The following is a 21,474-nucleotide window of genomic DNA, read 5'->3' as shown; positions in this document are numbered from 1 at the left end:
CTTTGTACATTTGTTTATGCAAACATAAAGTGGTGGACGATACTGGGCTTGAACCAGTGACCCCCGCCTTGTAAGGGCGGTGCTCTCCCAACTGAGCTAATCGTCCAATTTTATGGTAACTAAGAGATGTGTAATCACTTCTAAAAACAGAAGTGGTGGACGATACTGGGCTTGAACCAGTGACCCCCGCCTTGTAAGGGCGGTGCTCTCCCAACTGAGCTAATCGTCCGTCTCTGTGGGGGCGTATTATAGGGAGAAGTAAAAAGCTGTCAACACAAATCACGCGATTTTTAGAAAATTTTAAAGATTTTAATTTAAGTGCAGAAATTTTAGACATCGTGATTATTTTCTAAGCTTTTCTTGGATATATCTCATATTAGTCACAGACAAAAGTGTATTAAAAAATGATTGCCTGATAAAATAGCCGGCAATTTTTTACAGTAATTTAGATTCGACCAAGTAATGGTCGAATGTTTGAAAATTTGGTGAGCTAAAAATGACATTAACAACCCGATTTGCCCCGAGTCCAACTGGTTACCTTCATGTAGGTGGAGCTCGTACCGCGTTATACAGTTGGTTATATGCCAAGAAAAATAATGGTGAGTTTATCTTACGTATTGAAGATACCGACTTAGAACGTTCTACGCAGGAGTCGGTTGATGCCATTATGGACGGTATGAATTGGCTGAATTTAGATTGGACGCAAGGCCCATTTTTTCAAACTCAACGTTTTGACCGTTATAAAGAAGTTATTGATCAGTTAATTGCATCGGGTAACGCTTATCGTTGTTACTGTACGCCTGAAGAAGTAGATGCCATGCGTGAAGAAGCACGCGCCAAAGGTGAAAAAGAAAAATATAACGGTATGTGGCGTGAGCGCACTGATTATCCAGAAGGTAAGCCTTTTGTTATTCGTTTTAAAAACCCGCTTGATGGTAACGTGGTTATTAACGATCAAGTTAAAGGCGAAATTGTTATTGCTAACAAAGAGCTTGATGATTTAATTATCGCCCGCTCTGACGGCAGCCCAACTTATAACTTAACGGTAGTGGTTGATGACTGGGATATGAAAGTGACTCACGTAGTTCGTGGTGATGATCATGTTAATAACACCCCGCGCCAAATTAATATTTTAAAAGCGTTAGGTGCACCAATTCCTGAATATGCTCATATTCCAATGATTCTAGGTGACGACGGTAAACGTTTATCAAAACGCCATGGTGCGGTATCGGTAATGCAATATCGTGATGATGGCTACTTACCAGAAGCATTACTTAATTATTTAGTGCGTTTAGGTTGGTCTCACGGCGATCAGGAAATTTTCTCTCGCGAGGAAATGATTGAGCTATTTGATTTAACTGGATGTAACCGTGCACCATCAGCATTTAATACTGATAAGCTAATTTGGGTAAATCAGCATTATATGAAAACGTTAGACCCTGCTTATGTTGCTGAACATTTAGCATGGCACATGGCAGATCAAGGTATCAATACCGAAAACGGCCCTGCGCTTGAAGAAGTGGTAAAAGTACAAGCAGATCGCGTTAAAACCTTAAAAGAAATGGCAGAAATCTCACGCTATTTTTATCAAGATTTTAGTGAGTTTGATGCAACAGCACTGAAAAAGCATTTACGTCCTGTAGCTGCTGAGCCATTAACTTTAGTGAAAGAAAAATTAACGGCACTTGATGATTGGTCAGCAGCGCCAATCCACGCAGCAATTAACGAAACCGCTGAGCAGTTAGAATTAGGTATGGGTAAAGTAGGTATGCCACTTCGTGTTGCAGCAACAGGTGCAGGTAACTCACCATCACTTGATGTGACATTAGCATTATTACCTAAAGATAAAGTATTAGCCCGAATTGATATGGCGTTGGCGGCAATCGCCGAGCGCGCAGCCAATAGCTAATTAACTATTTCGTTATTTGATGTTAAGAAAGCCAGCTTGTAATTGCTGGCTTTTTTATTTTGTTCTTTCTAAAGATAAATTTGTGTTAACCCGTATTACGTTACTGACCAAATAAAGGTTATAATAACGCGTTATTAGATATCACCGCTATTAGGAGCTTCGCTTGAATTTTAAAGACTTTGGATTAGATAAACGCTTAATGGAAACCATTGAACATAAAGGGTTTACTGAGCCAACTGAAATTCAAGCAAAGGCAATTCCTATTGCTATGGCCGGGCATGATTTAATTGCCTCATCAAAAACCGGTTCAGGTAAAACCTTAGCGTTTATTTTGCCTGCCTTACAGCGTTTAAGCACGCAGCGAGCATTATCGAAAAAAGATCCACGCGTGTTAATGCTAGCGCCCACACGTGAACTGGCAAAACAGCTTTATGCACAGCTAAGATTATTTACTGCCAATACTCAGTTTAAAGCGGTATTGATTTTAGGGGGCGAGAACTTTAATGATCAGGTCAAAACATTAGCAAAAGATCCGCATTTTATTGTCGCGACTCCAGGGCGTTTAGCTGATCATTTAGATCAAGGTCACTTTTATTTACAAGGGCTAGAGCTGCTAATTTTAGATGAAGCAGATCGCATGCTCGACTTAGGTTTTGCTGAACAGTTGGCAAAAATAAATAAGGCGGCCGATCATCGAAAACGCCAAACCTTGATGTTTTCAGCAACGCTAGATCACGCACAAGTAAATGAATTTGCTGCTGATTTATTAAAATCACCTAAACGCATTGCTATTGAGCATGGCCACAGTGAACATCAGGATATTACCAAGCGCTTTTATTTAGTTGATAATTTGGATCATAAAGAAGCGTTATTAAATCACTTCCTCGAACATGAAACTATTCAGCAACTCATTATCTTTACGGCAACTCGCAGCGACACCGAGCGATTAGCTAAAGCCTTATCAGAGCAGGGGCGTTCAGCCATTGCTTTATCTGGCGAGCTAAACCAAAGTCAGCGCAATCAAATTATGGACAGTTTTGCTAAAGGGCGCGAGCAAATCTTAATTACCACAGATCTAGCCTCTCGAGGTTTAGATTTAGCCAATGTCTCCCATGTTATTAATTTTGATATGCCAAAGCATACTGAAGAATTTGTTCATCGTATTGGTCGTACGGGGCGTGCGGGTAATAAAGGCGATGCAATTTCGTTTGTTGGTCCTAAAGACTGGCTAAGTTTTAAAAATGTTGAAGCGTTCTTACAGCAAACCATTAGTTTTGACAAAATTGATGGCCTTGAAGCGAAATTTACTGGGTTAAAACCTAAAAAACCGAAAGTAACGAAAAAGCCAGTGGCGAAAAAGGTTGCAACGAAGAAACCTGCCGCAGCCAAGGCAAAACGCATTAATAAGAAAACTCAGTTTACTCAACAAGACGTTGGCGATATGCCGGTCATGCGTAAAGGGCCAAAGTTAGCGCCGCAAGAAATAGATAGCTTTGATGAAGAGATTGATTAGCTTAAATACGTGACGCAGCTAATGGCAAGTTGATTCAAATGAAGTACTTGATAGCAACCGATATATTTGGTCATACGCAAGCGCTTGATGAATTTATTCAGGCGCTTAATTTATCTGGGCAAGTAGAAATATTTTGTCCTTACCAAGCTGTTACGCGTACCGTCATTAAGCCATGTTTTGAAAATGAGGCGACGGCTTATCAATACTTTACTCAACATATTGGCCTTGACGCATACGCTAATGCGCTATTTGATTATATTTCTAAACAATCTGAACCTGTAAGTTTACTTGGTTTTAGCGTTGGTGCTTCGGTAATTTGGCAAATAGCTGATAAATTGAGTACTGATGGGATTTGTGTTGATGCAAAGTCTGTAGTGCCTACAGTTACTGGCGCATTGTGCTTTTACAGTAGTCAAGTTCGACACATGTTAACGCAAAATACATCAGTACCAATTACCTTTGTTTTTCCCAAAGCTGAACAACATTTTGATGTCCATGCTGTGATGGCGACGTTAGCTGAAAAGCCGCTGGTTAAATGCGGACAAGTGGCATTTAACCATGGATATATTAATCAGCTTTCGGCAAATTTTGATATTGATGGCTATCAACAAGTTATTGTCGCGATTAATCAACTTGCCGATAATGCATCACTGCACCTTGTTAAGTATTAGTATGCTTGGTTTTAGTATATTAGGTTTAAAAACGTCTTAGTTTTAACATACAGGGATAAATTAGAGCCAAATACGCTTATTTTGTCGCTTGTGGAATTTTAGTTGCTTGCCAAGCGACAACTTGCCATTTGCCGTTTCGTTTAACCATAGTGCCGGTATTAAAGTAAGTTTGTTTAATTTCATCGGTATCAGCATTTTCTTTATGCATTAGCTTAAATGCAACTATTGCGGTATTACCATAAACGCGAACATCTGTATTTTCTGCCCAATATACTGGTGGCTTTTCGTTTGTTTCATTTGACTCACTTGCTTGCTGATTAAAGCTTTTCATAATATCGGCTTTACCGAAGCGAAGACCCGCTGAACTCGTATAAATTAAATCATCAGCCCAGAAACTGTCATGGTTAAGCTTGTCATTTTGCACTGAGTTGGCAAGAAAATTATCAAGCAAGGTGTTTACTTCTATGATGGCCGGATCTGGTGTTGTTTCATTGGCATGAATTGCAGTACCAATCAAAGCGGTTAAAAGTAAGACGGTTTTTAGCCATTGTTTGATGTTCATGATGTTACCTTTTTATATTTTTATTTGTTATTTGAACAATTGCTTTGAGCTGTTGTTGTTAAATAGCGGTAAATAGGGCTTTTCTTCCATAATGCCAATTAGATTATCATCAGGATCGCGAATAAAGCCAATCCAAAGTTCGTGATCGGGCATTTTTGCCGCAAGTTGTGGTGGGCGCTCAATATCAATATTTTGCTGGTTTAGGTAGTCAAAATATTGTTCGATATCATTGGTTTGATAGTAAATTACTGAGGTGTGATGATCGTCTGTCTTACCTTGCAACGTGGTGATCATTAGACGAATACCTGCCAACTCAACAAAAACCAGATTAGGCGGCACGTCAAAAAGCAAAGGTAACCCTAAAACATTGCAATAAAAATGCTTGGCGGCATCGATATTATTAGTGGCAATGGCAATTTGTTTAATGGCTGATAGGGCTGGTTGTGCTGATGCATTTGGCATAATGACGCTGTTATATATTAATTTGGCTTCACTACACTTTAGATTGATTTTTAACTAACCACCACATAAACACCAAAATCATACTTAGCCCAATAGCAAATGTTGCTGGGTAGGCTAAGTTGATATGCTCACCAAAAAATAACGCAATGCCCGTTGGCCACCAATAGTCTGCGCCGCCCACCTGTATGGAGGCAGAGATTATCGTAATTGATAATATTCTTAAGAATAATTTTAGCCAATAGTTGTTGATATTAGCGGATAATGCATAGGTTATGGCAAAACTGCCAACTAAGATAAAGACAAAGCCGGGAATAAACAGCACCATAAGGGCATCGGGATTTGCGGCAAAGGCAAACGGTGCAAATAATAAAATGCTGCAAGCAACCAAATAAAGCAAAATATTCATGAGATTCACTCATTGTTATCCTGCTTTAATGCTAGCTAAAATTTAATCAGCGCTAAGTAACAAGTTGTAAGCTAATTTTGCGAATGTTACATGGCAATGCATATTCAGTATTTTAAACTAGCAAGTGTATGCCGTATGCTTATTTAACATGCTTATTCGGCAATCAATTGGCGTAATACTATTGTCGAGAGCTCGTTGCCTAGTAGCTTAACGAGTTCCGGCAAAGATTCAGCTAATAAGTCATTTAATTGCCAAGGAGGATTAACGATAAATAATCCGGTGCCTGTCATACCATAGCCGTCTGAATCAGGCTGAATAAGCAGCTCTACTTGCAATACATTTTTCACGGTACTTGCTTTAAATTGTTGCTCCATGGCATCAATATAATGACGATTAACTACCGGATACCACAAAATATAAGTGCCAGTAGCAAACTTCTTATAGCCGTTAATGATGGCGTCAACCGCATTAGGGTAGTCAGTTTTAATTTCATACGGAGGATCAATTAATACGACTGCACGTCGGGTTGGTGGTGGTAATTGCTTCTGCAAGCCTTTGTATCCGTCTTGATGAAGTACGGTGGCTTGGCGCCAGTTTTGGCAATACTCTTCAAGCAATTTTACATCAGTGTTATGTAGCTCAAATAACTTAGCATTATCTTGTTTACGCAGTATTGCTTTGGCAATGCCCGGCGAGCCAGGATAAACGGCTAGCTCACTTGTGGAATGCTCTAGCGCATGTTGTTCAAGCTGGTTAAGCTGTGTTATTTGTAAAACGTAGTCATTGAGAAGTTCAGGTAATTGAGCTTGGTTGGTAAGTAAGGCAATACCTTGCTTATATTCTCCGGTTTTTTGAGCGTATTCGCTGTATAGCTGATACATGCCAGCGCCAGAATGGGTATCTATATAACTAAAGCCTTTGTCTTTTTTCGTCATATACTCAAGCACATAGCGCAATACACTGTGCTTTAATACATCAGCAAAATTTCCGGCGTGGAATGCGTGGCGATAACTTAACACGTTGTATCCTTTATTCAGCGCTTATGGAAGCGGAGTTATCAGACACTAAAGTCGCTTTCACTTTAGTGCGATTATTAGTGTCTCGGCTAGTTAAAATTAAATGATTTGTGCTTGATAGTGTCGGTAATTTAACTTGTCTATCGTATAACACCACATTTACCGACGCCGCAAGGTTTAAGCAACCTATAGTTGGAATATAGACTACAGCATCTGCTTGATTAATGACTTCTTGAGTTATAGTGCCGTCTTCTGGGCCAAAAATATACAGCGCATTTTCTGGGTGCTGAAAATCAGGTAAAGGTATTGCACCTTCGACTAAATCAACGCAGATCACCTGACAATTACTAGGTTTAGCGCTAATTAAATCATCAACGGCAGTAAGGTTAACACTTGATTTGGCATTGTTAGTATCGGTTTGATACTTAGCGGCACGATCATATCGGCTACCAGTATAAAATACACCCGTTGCATCAAAACAGCCGGCGGCACGCAATACCGAACCAACATTTGTTGGGCCTTTAGGGTTAGTTAAACCGATATAACATGTCATTTGATTATGCTTAGTCGCCAGAATATTAATAGCTAGTGAAGAGCAGCACGATGCGGCAAATCAGCACAAATATTTGCTTCAGCAATTAGAATTTCTTCTAAGCGAGTATCAACATCGGCTTTTTCAAAATATTCATATGCTAGTTCAACAAATAAGTTTTTATGCTTTTCTTCAGACTTAGCAATAGCGACATAGAAGTCTTTATCTTTACCTTCTGGTAGCGCTTGTGCCACTAATGAAAAGCGTTCATGACCGCGAGCTTCAATGACACCTGCAACCAATAAGCGATCCATTAAAAACTCATCTCGACCATTACGAAATAGTTTGCGAATTTTGATGATATATTGATCTTTTTTATCGTCAGCTAAAATAACGTCTCTGGCCATTAGTAACTTTAAAACCTGTTTAAAGTGGATCAACTCTTCCAGTGCTAAGTCAGTCATCGCTTTAACTAACTTAATGCGATCTGGGTAGTGCGATAGCATCGACATGGCCATGCCTGAGGCTTTTTTTTCTGCCGCAGCGTGATCTTGCAAGAAGGCATCAAAGTCAGCTAAAACTGCTTCGGTCCATTCAAAAGGTGTGTGGTATTTTAATTCAAACATCAGGAGATAAAATTACAGAAAAATTTGCCGGCGATTTTACCAGCCTAAGCGCAAGTTACAAAGACCAAGTTACAAAGTTTTATCGATTTTTCCATCGCGAGTCGATGCTATTTTTAACGGGTGTTTTATTTCATTCCATGCGGTAACTTTTCCACCCATATTTATCGGCAGAAAACCTGCGTGATTTATTGGTGGGCTAATTTCTAAAAATTTCAATAATTGGTTAAAACTGCCGTCGTCACTAACATCTATTGTGAGTAAATCATTAGGTCTGTTTGTAAAATACAGTTGAACAGCATCTTGATGGCGCTGATAACAATGCTTAAGAAAGTCATCGCTTTGAATATTAGCTAAAGTTAGCGGTTTAAAAACCTCGTTAAAGCAGCGCTTTAAATAGGGGTTAAAGCCGCCATCTTCGCGTTGAAGGTTAGTGTGCATACGTAAAAGCAACTGACGAATTGAAGGCAGCCAGTTTGTTAATTCACGGGTAAGATTAATAAATTTGCTACCAGCAAAGCGTTGGTCGAATATCGGATAATCATAAAATATCGGTGTGTCGGCAATAACTTGAGCTTGGTTTAAGCAAGTTTGCGTATAACACGTGTGGGCGGTTTTATAGCCTAAGCCAAGCATTGCTTGGCAAACACTGGTAGTTGCCGTTCGTGGGAGGCCGATAATCCAAATTTTCTTGTGGTTCAAATGTATATCCTTATAACCAACGTCTAACTGATTGGCAGTAGCTGTGATATTCATCACCAAATAATTCGGCGAGCATTTGCTCTTCGGGTTTTATTTGAAAGCGGTTCATATAAGCAACAAATAGGGCTAAATACGGTAACGATAAATAGTGTTGGAAAAAGATAACCTCAGCAGTAAGTAATCCTAAAAAACCCAGATACATCGGGTTACGTGTAACCTTGTAAATGTTTGAAATAACTAATGAACTTGATTTTTGAGGCTGGGTTGGATCAACTGTAGTTTTAGCTCGTCTAAACGCAATGACACCCATTAAAATTACAACTATGCTTATTACAAAAGTTGTGGCTGCAATGTAAGTTAGTAATGTTATTTCTATTTTAAATAATGGGAAGGAACGTTGCGTTAGAAAAATTATCATCGCAAAGACCGCAGTAAGTACTAGTGGTGGTATTTTTAGTGACAGCAATCGATAATCCTTTATTTATCGTCCAAATAATATTCTGGGTGTTCGGTTTGAAAATTAAGGATAATTTGTGCAAATTCTCCGGATTCAAACATTGAATTAGCTACTGCTTTCAAGCGATCTATGCTGGTTATTAACGGAGATTTTTTTGAAATTGCAATATACGTTTGGGTGTCTTTGGTAATATGAAAGTCTGCTTTAACTATGCCTGACGCAAATTCTGGCGACTGTGCTAACCATTGTTCACCATAAAAGTCAGTGGTGATAACTGCGTCAACGCGTCCTTTGGCTAGCATAATAAATGCTGCGTTCGTCGAGCTGACTTCTACTTTAGAAAAGAGTTTATCTTCTTCATCAAACGCTTTAAATTGCTTAACGCCCCTTAGTGTGGCAATAGTTAACTGTTTCAGATCACTAAACTTATTGATGGTGGGACCGTCTTTATGAACAAAAAATCGTTTATGGGTCAAATCATCATAAAGTAGCATTTCAAAGTCTTCACGACGCTGCTTAGATTCAAGTAAGCCCACCATAACATCAACTTTGCCTAGTTTGAGCATTTGTATACAGCGACTAAATGGCGTGTCGACAGTAAACGTTAAATTAATATCCAGTTTAGAAAAAAATTGTTTAGCAATCTCAACATTCTCACCGGTTACATTGCCGTTTGGCGTAAAAATTTGGAGAGGTGGGTAATGATCGACACACATAGTCACAGGCTGAGTTTGAACGCCGTGTTTAGCAGCAGCATTTGCTTGATCGACCGTGTTACTAGCAACGGTATTGGTCGCGCTAGTGCTAGTGTATTGAGCTACATTCTGGTTAACATTATTGATTTGTGTTTCACCAAAGCAGGTAACACTGCTTATTAGCATAATGCTAGCTAGGATATATCGCTGACTAAGAAGGTATCTTTTTAACACTTGTATTAATTTTTATAGATAAACAGTTGATAGTTATCAAAACAAATTTTGCCTAATAATACTAGGTCTGTTGAGCTTTGCTGCTTCAATGTCGAAAGCTCAACAGACTCTTTTTTGCGGCCACTATTACTACTAGTGGCGGCTTTGTCTTCATTACTTTTACTTGTACAGAGTGACTTTTACTTGCCTTGAGATGCTAAGTATTCGTCATAAGTACCTGCAAAGTCATTGTAGCCGTCTGCAGTTAATTCAATAACGCGAGTGGCCAAACTTGAAACAAACTCTCGGTCATGTGAAACAAACACTAATGAGCCTTCAAATTGTTCTAATGCCATGTTTAATGATTCGATTGATTCCATATCTAAATGGTTTGTAGGTTCATCCATGACTAAAATATTTGGTTTTTGCATCATTAATTTACCAAATAACATCCGGCCTTGTTCACCACCTGATAATACTTTTACTGATTTTTTAATATCATCAGCTGAGAACAACATACGACCAAGAAAACCGCGCACGACTTGTTCATCGTCATCGGGCTGGCGCCATTGGCTCATCCAGTCAAACAGATTCATGTCTTGTTCAAACTCATGGGCATGATCTTGAGCGTAATAACCAATGTTGTGGTTTTCTGACCACTTGATTTCACCAGAGTCTGGGGTTAACTCACCCATTAAGGCACGGAGAAATGTGGTTTTACCAATACCATTTTCACCAATAACTGCGATACGTTCACCTACTTCTGCCATTAGGTTAATGTTTTTAAGTACGTGTTGTTTACCACCATTTTGATCGTCAAAACTTTTATTTAAGTTCTCAATTTCTAATACGTTTCTAAAGAGTTTTTTCTCTTGTTCAAAGCGAATAAACGGGTTAACACGGCTAGACGCTTTCACTTCTTCCAGTTGAATTTTATCAATTTGCTTAGCACGAGAAGTTGCTTGTTTCGCTTTCGACGCATTAGCTGAGAAGCGGGCAACAAATGATTGTAATTCTGCAATTTGCGCTTTTTTCTTAGCGTTGTCAGACATCAAACGGGCGCGGGCTTGTGTAGCTGCCAGCATATATTCATCATAATTGCCCGGATAAACGCGTAACTCACCATAATCAAGGTCAGCCATGTGAGTACAAACACTGTTTAAAAAGTGGCGATCGTGGGAAATAATGATCATAGTTGAGTCACGTTCATTTAATGTTTCTTCTAACCACTTAATGGTATGAATATCCAAGTTGTTGGTAGGCTCGTCCAGCAACAAAATATCTGGATCAGAAAATAGCGCCTGCGCTAGTAATACACGCAGTTTCCAGCCAGGAGCAACTTCGCTCATTAAACCATAATGTTGTTCAACTGGAATACCAACGCCCATTAATAATTCACCAGCGCGGCTTTCTGCACTATAGCCATCCATTTCAGCGTATTGTGACTCTAAGTCGCCTACACGCATACCATCTTCTTCACTCATTTCTGGTAACGCGTAGATGCGATCTCGCTCAGCTTTAACTTCCCAAAGCTCAGCATGGCCCATAATTACTGTGTCGATTACGGTGTAATTTTCAAAGGCAAATTGGTCTTGTTTTAACTTACCAATACGGTCGTTAGGATCTAAGCTGACATTGCCAGATGTTGGCTCTAAATCACTACCTAAAATCTTCATAAAGGTTGATTTACCACAGCCATTCGCGCCGATTAAACCATAACGGTTGCCATTGCCAAATTTTTGCGAAATATTTTCAAAAAGTGGCTTGGCGCCAAACTGTTGAGTAATGTTATTTGCTGCTAGCATAGTATCCCTTGGATTTCTTTATATCTTTGATTAAATCTTATCTATTTCGTTGCTGACATTTTGATGAGTGTCAGTAACGTATTAAATATCGAGTAGTTATCACGCTTAGTTGAGCTAAAAGTTGAGGTAAAATTAGTCAACCAACTAGCGTGTGTATTTGCGTTTATCTGGGCTTCGCTGGTCTTTTTTTCGGTTTACCGTTGGTAAACTGGTTATCTGAAAAGCGCGTGAGCCCTTGTTTACCATTCCTACCGCTATTATTCGTGCTATGGCTGTTGCGGTTAACACCTTCGCCTTTTTTAAAGCCCTGAGCATTGTTTTTACCTTTGCCCGCTTTTTTGTAATGCTGATAATTGCCGTCACGCACACCTTCTGGTGGTACTAAACAACCGGGTTTAGTGCCAATAAGCTTTCGTGCTAAGCCCATTTTGGTGAGTGCTTCACGAATTAATGGCCAGTTATTAGGATCGTGATAACGCAGTATTGCTTTATGCAATCGACGTTGGCGGCCACCTTTAGGCACCACCACGCTTTCACTGTTCTTGCGGACATTTTTCAGTGAATCAATTTCGGTATGATAAAGCGTTGTCGCGTTTGCCAGTGGCGACGGGTAAAAGTTTTGTACCTGATCAAGCTTAAAGTCATTTTCTTTTAGCCATAGTGCTAGGTTGATCATATCCATATCTGTGGTGCCCGGATGGGCAGAGATAAAGTAGGGGATCAAGTACTGTTTTTTACCAGCAGCTTTTGAGTACTTATCAAATAACTCTTTAAATTTGTCATAGCTGCCCATGCCCGGTTTCATCATTTTATTGAGCGGGCCTTCTTCGGTATGTTCAGGGGCTATTTTTAAATAACCGCCGACATGGTGCTCAGCCAATTCTTTAACATAAGCGGGGTCTTCAATAGCTAAATCGTAACGTACGCCAGAAGCAATCAATACTTTTTTGATGCCTTTAACTTTACGAGCTTTTCGATAAAGATTAATGGTTGGCGTATGATCAGTATCTAAATGACCACAAATGGTTGGCCACACACAACTTGGTTTACGACAAGTTGCTTCGGCCTTTGGACTTTTACAACGCAGCTGATACATATTGGCAGTCGGTCCACCAAGATCAGAGATTACGCCGGTAAAGCCAGGCACTTTTGCTTTAATATCTTCAATTTCTTGTAAAATAGAATGCTCAGAGCGCGATTGAATAATGCGACCTTCGTGTTCGGTGATTGAGCAGAAGGTACAGCCACCAAAACAGCCGCGCATAATATTGATCGACGTTTTTATCATGTCATACGCTGGGATTTTTGCATCGCCGTAAACCGGATGTGGTACTCGTTGGTAAGGTAATCCAAATACGCCATCCATTTCTTGTTCTGATAAAGGATAGGCGGGTGGGTTTAACCATATAATTCTATCGCCATGGCGTTGTACTAGTGGTTTAGCACTGCCAGGGTTAACTTCTTGGTGAAATATCCGTGAGGCATGAGCATATAATACTTTGTTGTCTTTAACCTGCTCATAGGTCGGCAAGTTTATATAAGTTGTTTCCCATGGCTTGTTTTTATCAGCCCAACTTTTATTACGAAACTGGCTATTACGATACTGTGATATTTCAATAGGCTGCGCGGTTTGGGTGATGTCGTTTTCTGGCGTTATGGTTTGTACAGCGTCAGCGCTTTGTTCACTAGCGCAATTTTCACTGGCAGTCGTATCAATGTATGGGTTAGGGATGGGATCAATTTTCCCGGGTTTGTCTATTGAGCGAGAGTCAATACCTTTCCACAACGGCAGCGCTTGCTTAGCAAGAAATGCTGTACCTCGAACATCGGTAATTTCACTGATATCTTGACCTTGAGCAATACGATGGCTCACTTCCACTAGTGGTCGTTCGGCATTGCCGTAAATTAATAAATCAGCTTTAGCGTCAAATAAAATAGAACGTCTAATTTTTTCTGACCAATAATCGTAATGGGCAATTCGGCGTAAGCTTGCTTCAATGCCTCCTAAAATAACAGGTACATCTTTATAGGCTTCTTTACAGCGCTGAGAATATACTAAGCTGGCACGATCGGGTCGCTTACCACCTTCATTATTTGGCGTATAGGCATCGTCATGACGTAAACGCTTTTCGGCCGTATAACGATTAATCATTGAATCCATATTGCCGGCGGTTACGCCAAAATAAAGATTAGGTTTGCCTAAAGACATAAATGCATCTTTCGACTGCCAGTCTGGCTGGGCAATAATACCAACACGAAAGCCTTGTGCTTCTAACATCCGTCCAATTACTGCCATACCAAAGCTTGGGTGATCAACATAGGCATCACCTGTAACTAAAATAATGTCGCAGTTATCCCATCCTAACTCATCCATTTCTTTGCGCGACATTGGTAAAAATGGCGCAGTGCCATAGCACTCAGCCCAATATCTTGGGTAGTCAAATAAAGTGGTTTTAGGTAAAGGGATCATGCATTGAGCCTATATGGTTAGTTGTCGCGCAGTTCACGCTTATTTACCTACTTTATCTCGAATAAAGCGGGCGCGCGATTATAGCAAAACTTGATCACATTTTTAATGTTTATTGTAATTTTACACTGTTTACACCGCGGTAAGTATGAACAGCCTAGTAACAAGTATTGATATCGTTGGAAATTCAGGTATGTTAAACCGTCTAAATTATAAAAATTATTTAATTCAACTTTATGTACAGTACCTATATCGCTAGGCAAGCCATTTTAGATCGCAACTCAAAAACGCTGGGTTATGAACTACTATTTCGAGATAGCCCGAAAAATGAGTTTCCGATGATAGATCCTGATATAGCGAGCTCTAAGATTATTATTCAAAATCACTTACAAGGTGATATTGAAGCTATTACTATGGGCAAACTGGCATTTATTAACTTTACCGAACAATGTTTAGTGAATAAGTTCCCAATGTTGTTTGATCCTAAAACCATAGTAATTGAATTGGTTGGACATAAAGTTGTCAGCGAGCGTTTAATTAAAATCGTCAAGTATTATCATGAACATGGATATAAATTAGCGCTTACCGAATATGATACTGCTGAAAAATGGGATGTATTATTTCCTTATTTGAGCTTTATTAAAGTTGATATTGAAGCGATAAACTCTAAACGGCTATTGGCGGTAAAAACCCGTATTAAACCGTTTAATATTCAATTGATTGCAGAAAAAGTTGAAACAAACCTTCAGTTACTTTCTTTGGTTGAAGTTGGTTTTAATTATTATCAAGGTTATTTTTATCACGAACCGGAAATTATAGAAGGTCAAACCTTAGCGCCAATGAAAACTCAGATGTTGAGTTTAATGGCGGAAACATTTAAGTCGCCACTAGAGTTTGATGTTATTGCCGAAATTATTAGCCACGACGTTCAACTCAGTGTTGGTCTGTTAAAAATGGTGAACAATGTCGCCACCGGAACCCGAGTTGAAATTACTTCATTAAAGCAAGCTGCCTCGTATTTAGGCGAAGATAAATTAAGGCAGTTTGTTTCTATATTGGCATTGTCGAAATTAACCAGTGACAAAACTGAAGAAGCAGCCAAACAGGCATTAATAACCGCTAAGCTAATGGACGCTATTGCAACGCACGGTATATTTACCGAAGTTAAAGACTTTGCCTTTATTACCGGATTATTAAGTGCAATTGAAGTCCTGTTAGGACAGCCAATTTCCGAAATTGTTAAGCACTTGCCATTAGCCAGCCAAATAGAGCTGGCATTGTTAGGTAAAGATGGCTTACTTGGCGAGTTATTATCGCTTGCTCGAGGTTATATTTTGGGTAACGACGAGCAGGTAAATATTTTAATTGATACGTATATGCTTGATTCTCATGATTTACATCAGGAGTTTGTTGCGGCCAGCAAATGGTGTAAAGATATCGTCGGTTAGTGAGCGTAGCAGACAAGTTTAATTGGTCTTAGTTATTGGTTAATTAGTCGTGTAGTTGAGTTTTAGTGGTTAATTTTTTGTAAACTAAAACTTCGATTTATTGTGATTAACGAAACTATTCTACCAGATCATGAAAAAACTTATAATTTCCGCGTCCATCGCGATAGCCATTACTTCATGCGCATCGACAACTCAACAAACAAGCGCTCACAATAGTGCACAACCTGCTGCGGTTGTGCCATTAGCGATTACTTCCCCAAACACTCAAGTTAATAACCCTGAACAGCCAATCACGCTAGAAAAAATCATGAGTGATCCCGATTGGATGGGCAACGCTCCTCAGCAGTGGTATTGGGGTGCAGACAGCCAACATATTTATTACCATCAAAAGCAGCAGGGCAGCCCGTTACGTGATTTATTTCAAGTTTCATTAGCGGCTATTGATAGTGCTGAGCAAGTAAATAATGCTCACTTACATGTGGCTGCTGATCAAAATGGTCAAACGAATGCATCAGGTACTCACCGAGTTTATGTATTTAAGGGCAATGTTTTTGTTAAAGAAATAGCGTCGGGTGTGGTGTCGCAGCTGACGTATACATCGGATGCTGAAACCGATGTGATGTTTTTAAATAACGGTGACGTTGCATATCGCGTAGGTCATAAGTTTTATCGTCATCAGCTAAATGGCAACCGCATCATAGAGCTGGCTAGCTTAAAATTTATTGCCGATCCTAACGCTAAACAAGACAACGAAAGTTATATTGCTAAAGAACAACAAACACTAATTGACTATATTGCGTTAACTAAACGCAATCGTCAGTTGAAAAATGATCAAGCTGAACGATTAAAAGCACAAAATAGTACGATTACCCAAACTGAGTTTTATTTGGGGGATAAAAAACGATTAGTTCATTCAAGTTTATCGCCAAATGGTGACAAACTGTTGATCAGCATAACAGACGATAAACCGAGCCGAGCTGATAGCGATATCATGCCTAACTATATTTCTGAAGACGCTATGGTTAAAGCGGAGAAAGTTAGGGCGCGAGTTGCTGATGAACGTCAATATCAAGAGCAGTTATTGCTTCTGGATTTAACCTCAGGTCAGCAGTTCCCATTAAGCTATGATCAGCTACAAGGGTTTGATCAAGATGTATTGGCGTCAGTAAAAAAAGAAAACGCAGAGCGTGAAGGCAAAAGCTATCAATCAACTTCTTCGTCAAGAAATATTCATGTAATGCGTATGAACCAGCCAATTAAATGGCAAGCAGACGGTAAAAACGTAGCGGTAATGCTAGAAGCTTGGGACAACAAAGACCGTTGGCTTGCATCAGTAAATTTATTGGAAAATAAGTTAGTTCAACAACATCGCTTACATGATGATGCCTGGATTAATTACACATTCAATGAATATGATTGGTTAGGTACAAACGGGCAACTTTACTATTTGTCAGAAGAGTCGGGTTATTCACAGCTATATATCAAAACCATTAAAGGTAAAGCAAAAGCGCTTACTTCTGGCAAATTTGTTGTTAGTAATGTTAGCAAAACATTAGATGGTTCAACGCTTTACTTTAAAGCCAATATAAAACATCCAGGCATTTATGAAATTTATTCTGTCAATGTAACTGATGGCAAAATTACTCAACATACAAACTTTGAAGGGGTAACTGATTACGCATTAAGCCCAGATGAAAGCAAATTACTGTTAGCGTCATCGACAGTAACTATGCCAGCGGAGCTTTTTGTTAAAGAGCTTGGTAGTAATGGGCAGTCTAAGCAAATTACCAATACGGTTTCAGAAGAATTCAAAGCTATGCCTTGGGTTGCGCCTACTGTAGTTGCTATTCCTTCAAGTCATCAGCAAGAGCCAATTTATGCTCGTGTATACTTGCCAAAAGATTTTGATAAAAAGTCGGAAAAGTTACGTGCAGTAATGTTTAGTCACGGTGCTGGCTATTTACAAAATGCCCATTTAGGCTGGTCAGGTTACTTTAGAGAATTTATGTTCCATTCAATGTTAGTTCAGCAAGGTTATGCGGTAATTGATATGGATTATCGAGCATCTAAAGGCTATGGCCGTGATTGGCGTACGGCAATTTACCGTCATATGGGTAAACCTGAAGTGCAAGATATGCTTGATGGTGTTGAATGGCTAGTGGAAAATGCCAATGTAGATCGTAATCGCATTGGTACTTATGGTGGCTCTTATGGTGGTTTTCTTACACTTATGGCATTGTTTACTGAACCTGAAACTTTCCAATCAGGTGCGGCACTTCGTCTAGTAAGTGATTGGGCATATTATAACCATGGTTATACTTCCAATATTTTGAACACACCAGGTGTCGATCCAATCGCTTATGAGCGTAGTTCACCAATTTATTTTGCTGAAGGTCTAAATAAGCCATTACTGATTAATGCGCCTATGGTTGATGACAATGTCTTTTTCCAAGACACGGTACGATTGGTGCAAAGGTTAATAGAGCTTGAAAAGCAAGACTTTGAAACAGCTATTTACCCTGTAGAACCTCACGGCTTCGTTCAGCCAAGCTCTTGGTTAAATGAATATCGTCGAATCTATAAATTGTTCGAGCAAACACTATAAGTAGCCGTTAGCTTTTCAAACATATGAATGTAAAGAAAAGCTATTTAACTTTCGAATAATAGAAGTAAAAACGCGCTATATATTGGCGCGTTTTTGTTTTTAGCAGTTAATAATATCGAGAGGTAAATATTCGCTACAGCGTTTGTGAAAGTCAGTTTAAAGCAATGACTTTTCGCTGGTTTATGATTAAGATGACCTTACAATTTTCCGTTAATTTCAAATCACTTTGTCCCATATTTACAGTGTTTTCGTTATCTTTTTGTGTTTAGCGCTTGGCTATATTACTCAGCATATTGTACCAATAATACCGGCTAGTCTTTATGGTATGTTTTATTTTGCAATTGGTTTAAATACTGAAGTGTTTAAAGCAGACCAGATCAAACAAACAATTGAATGGATAATTAAGTATACAGGGGTTTGTTTTGTGCCAGCAGGTGTTGGCATTATGAACTACTTTGATTTGTTGAAGGCCAATGGACTAGGGTTATTACTGTTTACCATAGTGACGACAATATTGCTGATGGTATTAGTGGGTAAGGCTTACCAATTTAGCTTAGCTAAACAGGAAAAAGCTATTCAAGAAAACACTATTCAAGAAAACACTGAGCAAGAAAAATCAGTAACTAGAGGGAGTGACTAAGTATGCTTTCTTTTAGTGTGACCGCCTTTATTATTTATTGCTTAGCAACAGTTTGTATCTATCAACTGTTCTATATCATTCAACAAAAAAGTCAGCTAATTTGGCTAAACCCAATGCTACTTAGTATGTTGGTGATTATTCCTATGTTAATGAACTTTAATGTGTCGTTTGAACAATATTATCAACAGACTAAAATTTTTAGCTATTTGCTAGAACCAGCAATTGTCGCGCTGGGTTATCCGTTATATCAACAATTGCAGATTATTAGGTCGCAAATAAAACAAGTGCTGATAGTACTAGCATCTACCATAGCTATTACTTTAGTGGCTAATTGCATTTTGGCTGTTTGGCTGTTTAGGCAAACTGATATTGCCGTTTCGTTATCGCTTAAATCTGTAACAACACCCATTGGTTTAGCACTGACACAACAACTAAACGGTGTTGCTGCTATTACTGCTGTCGCTATTATTGTTGCTGGCTTTGTTGGCGGAGCGTTAGGGCCTAAAATATTGAGTGTTTGTGGCGTGCATTGTAAAAAGTCACAAGGCTTAGCAATAGGTTGTGCTAGTCATGCCTTAGGAACCGCTAGTATTACGCCATTAAGCTACGAACATGGCGCATTTTCTTCGCTGGCGCTAATATTGTCGGCATTAATAACGGCAATATTAAGCCCTGTGCTTATTCCTTTGGCTTTTCAAGTGCTTGGCGTTTCCAACGTTGGATAATGGCCTGTTGCTGATCTGATGTAATAAGCTCTGTCAGGGCATTATTGATGGTTGAAACTGTTTCATCAGGTGTTGATAAACTGCACGCGAGATAAAAGTCTAGCGGCTTTTCATTAAGTTTATAGTAAGGTTTAAATAAATCAGGGGATAGCCCATCAAATGCTGCACGGTATTGTACAGTCATGATATCGGCCAAAATCAAATCAATACCTTTACGCTGAACTAATAATTTAAGCAAAGAGTAGGTGTTGTTTACGACGAATAAGTTAACTCCTTCTTCAAAGCCTTTTTTAAGTAATATTTGATGGGTCGCATCATCTCGTATTACCGCAATTTTGTAGCGTTTGGCATCTTCTATAGAATTTATCTTGATATGTTTATCGTCGCTAAGCCCGATAAAGGTCGAGTCTGAATGGGCTATCACCTGTAGCCACTTAAATAATGGTTCACGCTCCGGCGTTCGGGCGATTGAATAGATACAGGTATTTTTGAGCTTTTGCGCCATATTGTAAGCGCGAGTCCAAGGGTAGACGGTAAACTTATAGTTTAGCGATGTCGTTTTTAACGCCGTATCAATTATTTCAGTGGTAAAACCGCCAACTTCCCCTTTATCGTAAATTTGAAATGGTGGTAAATGTTCGGTAAGAAACCGGATCGTGTCGGGCTGCTGCGCAATTGCAGTGTTTGACACAAAAAATAAAATTAAGGTGGCGAGTGTTTTTCTCATTCAACTGCTTTTTAATTATTGTTAGTGCTTGACGAGCTCACATCATTATTAACTGGCGTTAAAAAATAGACAACTAAAAAATAGAGTGTGCCGGCTAGCGCTCCCCATAAATGAGCATCAATGGCGACACTGGCTTCAATTAAATCGGCTAACGCTTGGTTTTCATCATTAAGTTGTTCAAAAACTACTTTTACCCAAAGCCCTAAATATAAAAATATCCCAGTTTTTTCTTTCGCTAAAATATCTTTTAATGCACCCCAGGCAAAAATGCCATGAAGTACGCCTGATAAACCTACATACCGAGAAAGCTCTGAAAATTCTAATAACGCAATACTGATAAAAAGCGAACAAAATATGAATAAACCTAGATAAGTTTTTGTGTGATAAAAATGCCAATGTAAAAATGTTAGCAGTGTTAAACCTGCAAGGTTTAATAGCAAATGAAAGCCATTGGTATGAAAAAAGTGCCCAGTAAGTAAACGCCAGTATTCTCCGGCGAGTATCGCTGTTTTGTCGTATTCAAAGACACCGACAAATTGGTTGAAAACAAAAGTGAGTAGTGCAATAAAAGCCACAAGTGCAGCAGGGAAACAATGATTGACAATTTTGGTTGTTTTTTTCGAAAGCAAAGTGGCTTAGCCTTGTGTATGATCAGGTCTAAAAGAACTAATAAGTGTAAAGAGAAGTAATAGCGATGGCTAGAGCCTATTGCACAAAATGCCAACGACCAGCATCAGTGTGTATTTGCCATTTATTTACTGCGGTGGCGAACGACGTGGAATTAGTTGTACTTCAGCATCCTAAGGAAGTAAATCACCCCAAAGGTACGGTCAACCTATTAACTAATTCACTTAAGAATACCCAGACTTTTGTTGGTGAAAATTTTGATCAGCACCAAGAGTTTCAGGACTTTTTAAATAATACTTCGCGGCAATTATGCGTGTTATACCCAGACCCAAAAGCACTTGATATAACGACATTTGTTAATAGTGGCTCGGTACAATCGTTAGAAAATATCACACTGATTGTACTCGATGGTACTTGGAAAAAAGTCTACAAAATGTATCAATTATCGAGTGGTTTACAGCAACTTAAGTGCTTACGTTTGCCTGAAGGAGTTGAGGGAAAATACTTGATCAGAAAAACGACCAAAAAGGCGGCATTATCAACTTTAGAAGCCAGTTGTTTGGCTTTAGGCTTGTTAGAAAACTCGCCGAACAAATATGATGAATTAGTAAAAAGTTTTGCGCAGTTAAACCAAATTCAGTTATCGTTTAGGAAATAATCTGGAAATTT

General features: G+C 39.1%; 21 protein-coding genes and 2 tRNA genes. 8 read left to right on the top strand and 15 right to left on the bottom strand.

What is annotated here, in order from left to right:
• Positions 1-30: 30 nt before the first annotated feature.
• A tRNA-Val gene (locus tag ACOB82_RS13160) sits at positions 31-106 on the bottom strand.
• A 47-nt stretch (positions 107-153) separates the two neighbouring features.
• A tRNA-Val gene (locus ACOB82_RS13155) sits at positions 154-229 on the bottom strand.
• Between the two features lie 267 nt (positions 230-496).
• Between ACOB82_RS13155 and gltX the strand changes: the two genes are divergently transcribed.
• The 3 genes from gltX to ACOB82_RS13140 all read left to right on the top strand — a co-directional run bounded on the left by gltX (position 497) and on the right by ACOB82_RS13140 (position 4,093).
• Positions 497-1,909, top strand: a complete 1,413-nt coding sequence (gene gltX, locus ACOB82_RS13150) for a glutamate--tRNA ligase (RefSeq protein ID WP_448213433.1) — start codon at positions 497-499, stop codon at positions 1,907-1,909.
• 163 nt (positions 1,910-2,072) lie between these two features.
• Positions 2,073-3,422: a DEAD/DEAH box helicase gene (locus ACOB82_RS13145; RefSeq protein WP_448213432.1), complete on the top strand. Its 1,350-nt coding sequence runs from the start codon at positions 2,073-2,075 to the stop codon at positions 3,420-3,422.
• A 38-nt stretch (positions 3,423-3,460) separates the two neighbouring features.
• Positions 3,461-4,093 (top strand): hypothetical protein, encoded by a 633-nt coding sequence (locus tag ACOB82_RS13140; protein WP_448213431.1) that lies wholly within the window; start codon positions 3,461-3,463, stop codon positions 4,091-4,093.
• A 76-nt stretch (positions 4,094-4,169) separates the two neighbouring features.
• Here the strand turns inward: ACOB82_RS13140 and ACOB82_RS13135 are convergent, their stop codons facing one another.
• The 11 genes from ACOB82_RS13135 to ACOB82_RS13085 form a co-directional block, all read right to left on the bottom strand.
• Positions 4,170-4,655: a nuclear transport factor 2 family protein gene (locus ACOB82_RS13135; protein ID WP_448213430.1), complete on the bottom strand. Its 486-nt coding sequence runs from the start codon at positions 4,653-4,655 to the stop codon at positions 4,170-4,172.
• A gap of 27 nt (positions 4,656-4,682) precedes the next feature.
• The gene (locus ACOB82_RS13130; RefSeq protein ID WP_448213429.1) at positions 4,683-5,117 is read right to left on the bottom strand and encodes a VOC family protein; all 435 of its coding nucleotides are present in this window, start codon (positions 5,115-5,117) and stop codon (positions 4,683-4,685) included.
• 31 nt (positions 5,118-5,148) lie between these two features.
• Complete coding sequence (locus ACOB82_RS13125) at positions 5,149-5,523, bottom strand: hypothetical protein (protein ID WP_448213428.1); 375 nt, start codon at positions 5,521-5,523, stop codon at positions 5,149-5,151.
• A gap of 152 nt (positions 5,524-5,675) precedes the next feature.
• Positions 5,676-6,542: a 23S rRNA (adenine(2030)-N(6))-methyltransferase RlmJ gene (locus tag ACOB82_RS13120; RefSeq protein WP_448213427.1), complete on the bottom strand. Its 867-nt coding sequence runs from the start codon at positions 6,540-6,542 to the stop codon at positions 5,676-5,678.
• A gap of 10 nt (positions 6,543-6,552) precedes the next feature.
• Positions 6,553-7,092 (bottom strand): RNA methyltransferase, encoded by a 540-nt coding sequence (locus tag ACOB82_RS13115; RefSeq protein WP_448213426.1) that lies wholly within the window; start codon positions 7,090-7,092, stop codon positions 6,553-6,555.
• 32 nt (positions 7,093-7,124) lie between these two features.
• Positions 7,125-7,697: a tRNA isopentenyl-2-thiomethyl-A-37 hydroxylase MiaE gene (gene miaE / locus ACOB82_RS13110; RefSeq protein WP_448213425.1), complete on the bottom strand. Its 573-nt coding sequence runs from the start codon at positions 7,695-7,697 to the stop codon at positions 7,125-7,127.
• 69 nt (positions 7,698-7,766) lie between these two features.
• On the bottom strand, positions 7,767-8,396 hold the full coding sequence (locus tag ACOB82_RS13105) for a sulfotransferase (RefSeq protein WP_448213424.1): 630 nt from the start codon (positions 8,394-8,396) through the stop codon (positions 7,767-7,769).
• 10 nt (positions 8,397-8,406) lie between these two features.
• Positions 8,407-8,814 (bottom strand): methyltransferase family protein, encoded by a 408-nt coding sequence (locus ACOB82_RS13100; RefSeq protein WP_448213423.1) that lies wholly within the window; start codon positions 8,812-8,814, stop codon positions 8,407-8,409.
• A gap of 59 nt (positions 8,815-8,873) precedes the next feature.
• Positions 8,874-9,734 carry a substrate-binding periplasmic protein gene (locus ACOB82_RS13095; protein ID WP_448213422.1) on the bottom strand — a complete coding sequence of 287 codons (861 nt, stop codon included), beginning with the start codon at positions 9,732-9,734 and terminating at the stop codon, positions 8,874-8,876.
• A gap of 227 nt (positions 9,735-9,961) precedes the next feature.
• Positions 9,962-11,566, bottom strand: a complete 1,605-nt coding sequence (locus ACOB82_RS13090; RefSeq protein WP_448213421.1) for an ABC-F family ATPase — start codon at positions 11,564-11,566, stop codon at positions 9,962-9,964.
• Positions 11,567-11,729: 163 nt separating this feature from the next.
• Positions 11,730-14,036 (bottom strand): YgiQ family radical SAM protein, encoded by a 2,307-nt coding sequence (locus tag ACOB82_RS13085; protein WP_448213420.1) that lies wholly within the window; start codon positions 14,034-14,036, stop codon positions 11,730-11,732.
• Between the two features lie 233 nt (positions 14,037-14,269).
• Here ACOB82_RS13085 and ACOB82_RS13080 point away from each other — a divergent pair, with 233 nt between their 5' ends.
• The 4 genes from ACOB82_RS13080 to ACOB82_RS13065 all read left to right on the top strand — a co-directional run bounded on the left by ACOB82_RS13080 (position 14,270) and on the right by ACOB82_RS13065 (position 19,451).
• Entirely contained in the window at positions 14,270-15,481 is a 1,212-nt protein-coding gene (locus ACOB82_RS13080; RefSeq protein WP_448213419.1) for an EAL and HDOD domain-containing protein, read from the top strand.
• Positions 15,482-15,611: 130 nt separating this feature from the next.
• Complete coding sequence (locus ACOB82_RS13075) at positions 15,612-18,086, top strand: prolyl oligopeptidase family serine peptidase (RefSeq protein WP_448213418.1); 2,475 nt, start codon at positions 15,612-15,614, stop codon at positions 18,084-18,086.
• A gap of 226 nt (positions 18,087-18,312) precedes the next feature.
• Complete coding sequence (locus tag ACOB82_RS13070; RefSeq protein WP_448213417.1) at positions 18,313-18,726, top strand: CidA/LrgA family protein; 414 nt, start codon at positions 18,313-18,315, stop codon at positions 18,724-18,726.
• Between the two features lie 2 nt (positions 18,727-18,728).
• On the top strand, positions 18,729-19,451 hold the full coding sequence (locus ACOB82_RS13065) for an LrgB family protein (RefSeq protein ID WP_448213416.1): 723 nt from the start codon (positions 18,729-18,731) through the stop codon (positions 19,449-19,451).
• Here the strand turns inward: ACOB82_RS13065 and ACOB82_RS13060 are convergent.
• On the bottom strand, positions 19,405-20,178 hold the full coding sequence (locus tag ACOB82_RS13060; protein ID WP_448213415.1) for a substrate-binding periplasmic protein: 774 nt from the start codon (positions 20,176-20,178) through the stop codon (positions 19,405-19,407). The genes ACOB82_RS13065 and ACOB82_RS13060 overlap by 47 nt on opposite strands.
• 11 nt (positions 20,179-20,189) lie before the next feature.
• Positions 20,190-20,753 carry a rhombosortase gene (rrtA, locus tag ACOB82_RS13055; protein ID WP_448213414.1) on the bottom strand — a complete coding sequence of 188 codons (564 nt, stop codon included), beginning with the start codon at positions 20,751-20,753 and terminating at the stop codon, positions 20,190-20,192.
• A gap of 119 nt (positions 20,754-20,872) precedes the next feature.
• Here rrtA and ACOB82_RS13050 point away from each other — a divergent pair, with 119 nt between their 5' ends.
• Positions 20,873-21,463 (top strand): tRNA-uridine aminocarboxypropyltransferase, encoded by a 591-nt coding sequence (locus ACOB82_RS13050; RefSeq protein ID WP_448213413.1) that lies wholly within the window; start codon positions 20,873-20,875, stop codon positions 21,461-21,463.
• The last annotated feature ends 11 nt before the right edge of the window (positions 21,464-21,474 follow it).

This window comes from Colwellia sp. MEBiC06753 (assembly GCF_053470325.1).
Note: the sequence above shows the minus strand (reverse complement) of the source record. Positions and strands in the feature narration are given on the sequence as shown.

Coding starts and splice junctions, on each gene's coding strand:
- gltX (WP_448213433.1), top strand. CDS start 497: ATGACATTAACAACCCGATTTGCCCCGAGTCCAACTGGTTACCTTCAT.
- ACOB82_RS13140 (WP_448213431.1), top strand. CDS start 3,461: ATGAAGTACTTGATAGCAACCGATATATTTGGTCATACGCAAGCGCTT.
- ACOB82_RS13135 (WP_448213430.1), bottom strand. CDS start 4,655: ATGAACATCAAACAATGGCTAAAAACCGTCTTACTTTTAACCGCTTTG.
- ACOB82_RS13130 (WP_448213429.1), bottom strand. CDS start 5,117: ATGCCAAATGCATCAGCACAACCAGCCCTATCAGCCATTAAACAAATT.
- ACOB82_RS13125 (WP_448213428.1), bottom strand. CDS start 5,523: ATGAATATTTTGCTTTATTTGGTTGCTTGCAGCATTTTATTATTTGCA.
- ACOB82_RS13115 (WP_448213426.1), bottom strand. CDS start 7,092: ATGACATGTTATATCGGTTTAACTAACCCTAAAGGCCCAACAAATGTT.
- miaE (WP_448213425.1), bottom strand. CDS start 7,697: ATGTTTGAATTAAAATACCACACACCTTTTGAATGGACCGAAGCAGTT.
- ACOB82_RS13100 (WP_448213423.1), bottom strand. CDS start 8,814: ATGATAATTTTTCTAACGCAACGTTCCTTCCCATTATTTAAAATAGAA.
- ACOB82_RS13095 (WP_448213422.1), bottom strand. CDS start 9,734: ATGCTAATAAGCAGTGTTACCTGCTTTGGTGAAACACAAATCAATAAT.
- ACOB82_RS13090 (WP_448213421.1), bottom strand. CDS start 11,566: ATGCTAGCAGCAAATAACATTACTCAACAGTTTGGCGCCAAGCCACTT.
- ACOB82_RS13085 (WP_448213420.1), bottom strand. CDS start 14,036: ATGATCCCTTTACCTAAAACCACTTTATTTGACTACCCAAGATATTGG.
- ACOB82_RS13080 (WP_448213419.1), top strand. CDS start 14,270: ATGTACAGTACCTATATCGCTAGGCAAGCCATTTTAGATCGCAACTCA.
- ACOB82_RS13075 (WP_448213418.1), top strand. CDS start 15,612: ATGAAAAAACTTATAATTTCCGCGTCCATCGCGATAGCCATTACTTCA.
- ACOB82_RS13065 (WP_448213416.1), top strand. CDS start 18,729: ATGCTTTCTTTTAGTGTGACCGCCTTTATTATTTATTGCTTAGCAACA.
- ACOB82_RS13060 (WP_448213415.1), bottom strand. CDS start 20,178: ATGAGAAAAACACTCGCCACCTTAATTTTATTTTTTGTGTCAAACACT.
- ACOB82_RS13050 (WP_448213413.1), top strand. CDS start 20,873: ATGGCTAGAGCCTATTGCACAAAATGCCAACGACCAGCATCAGTGTGT.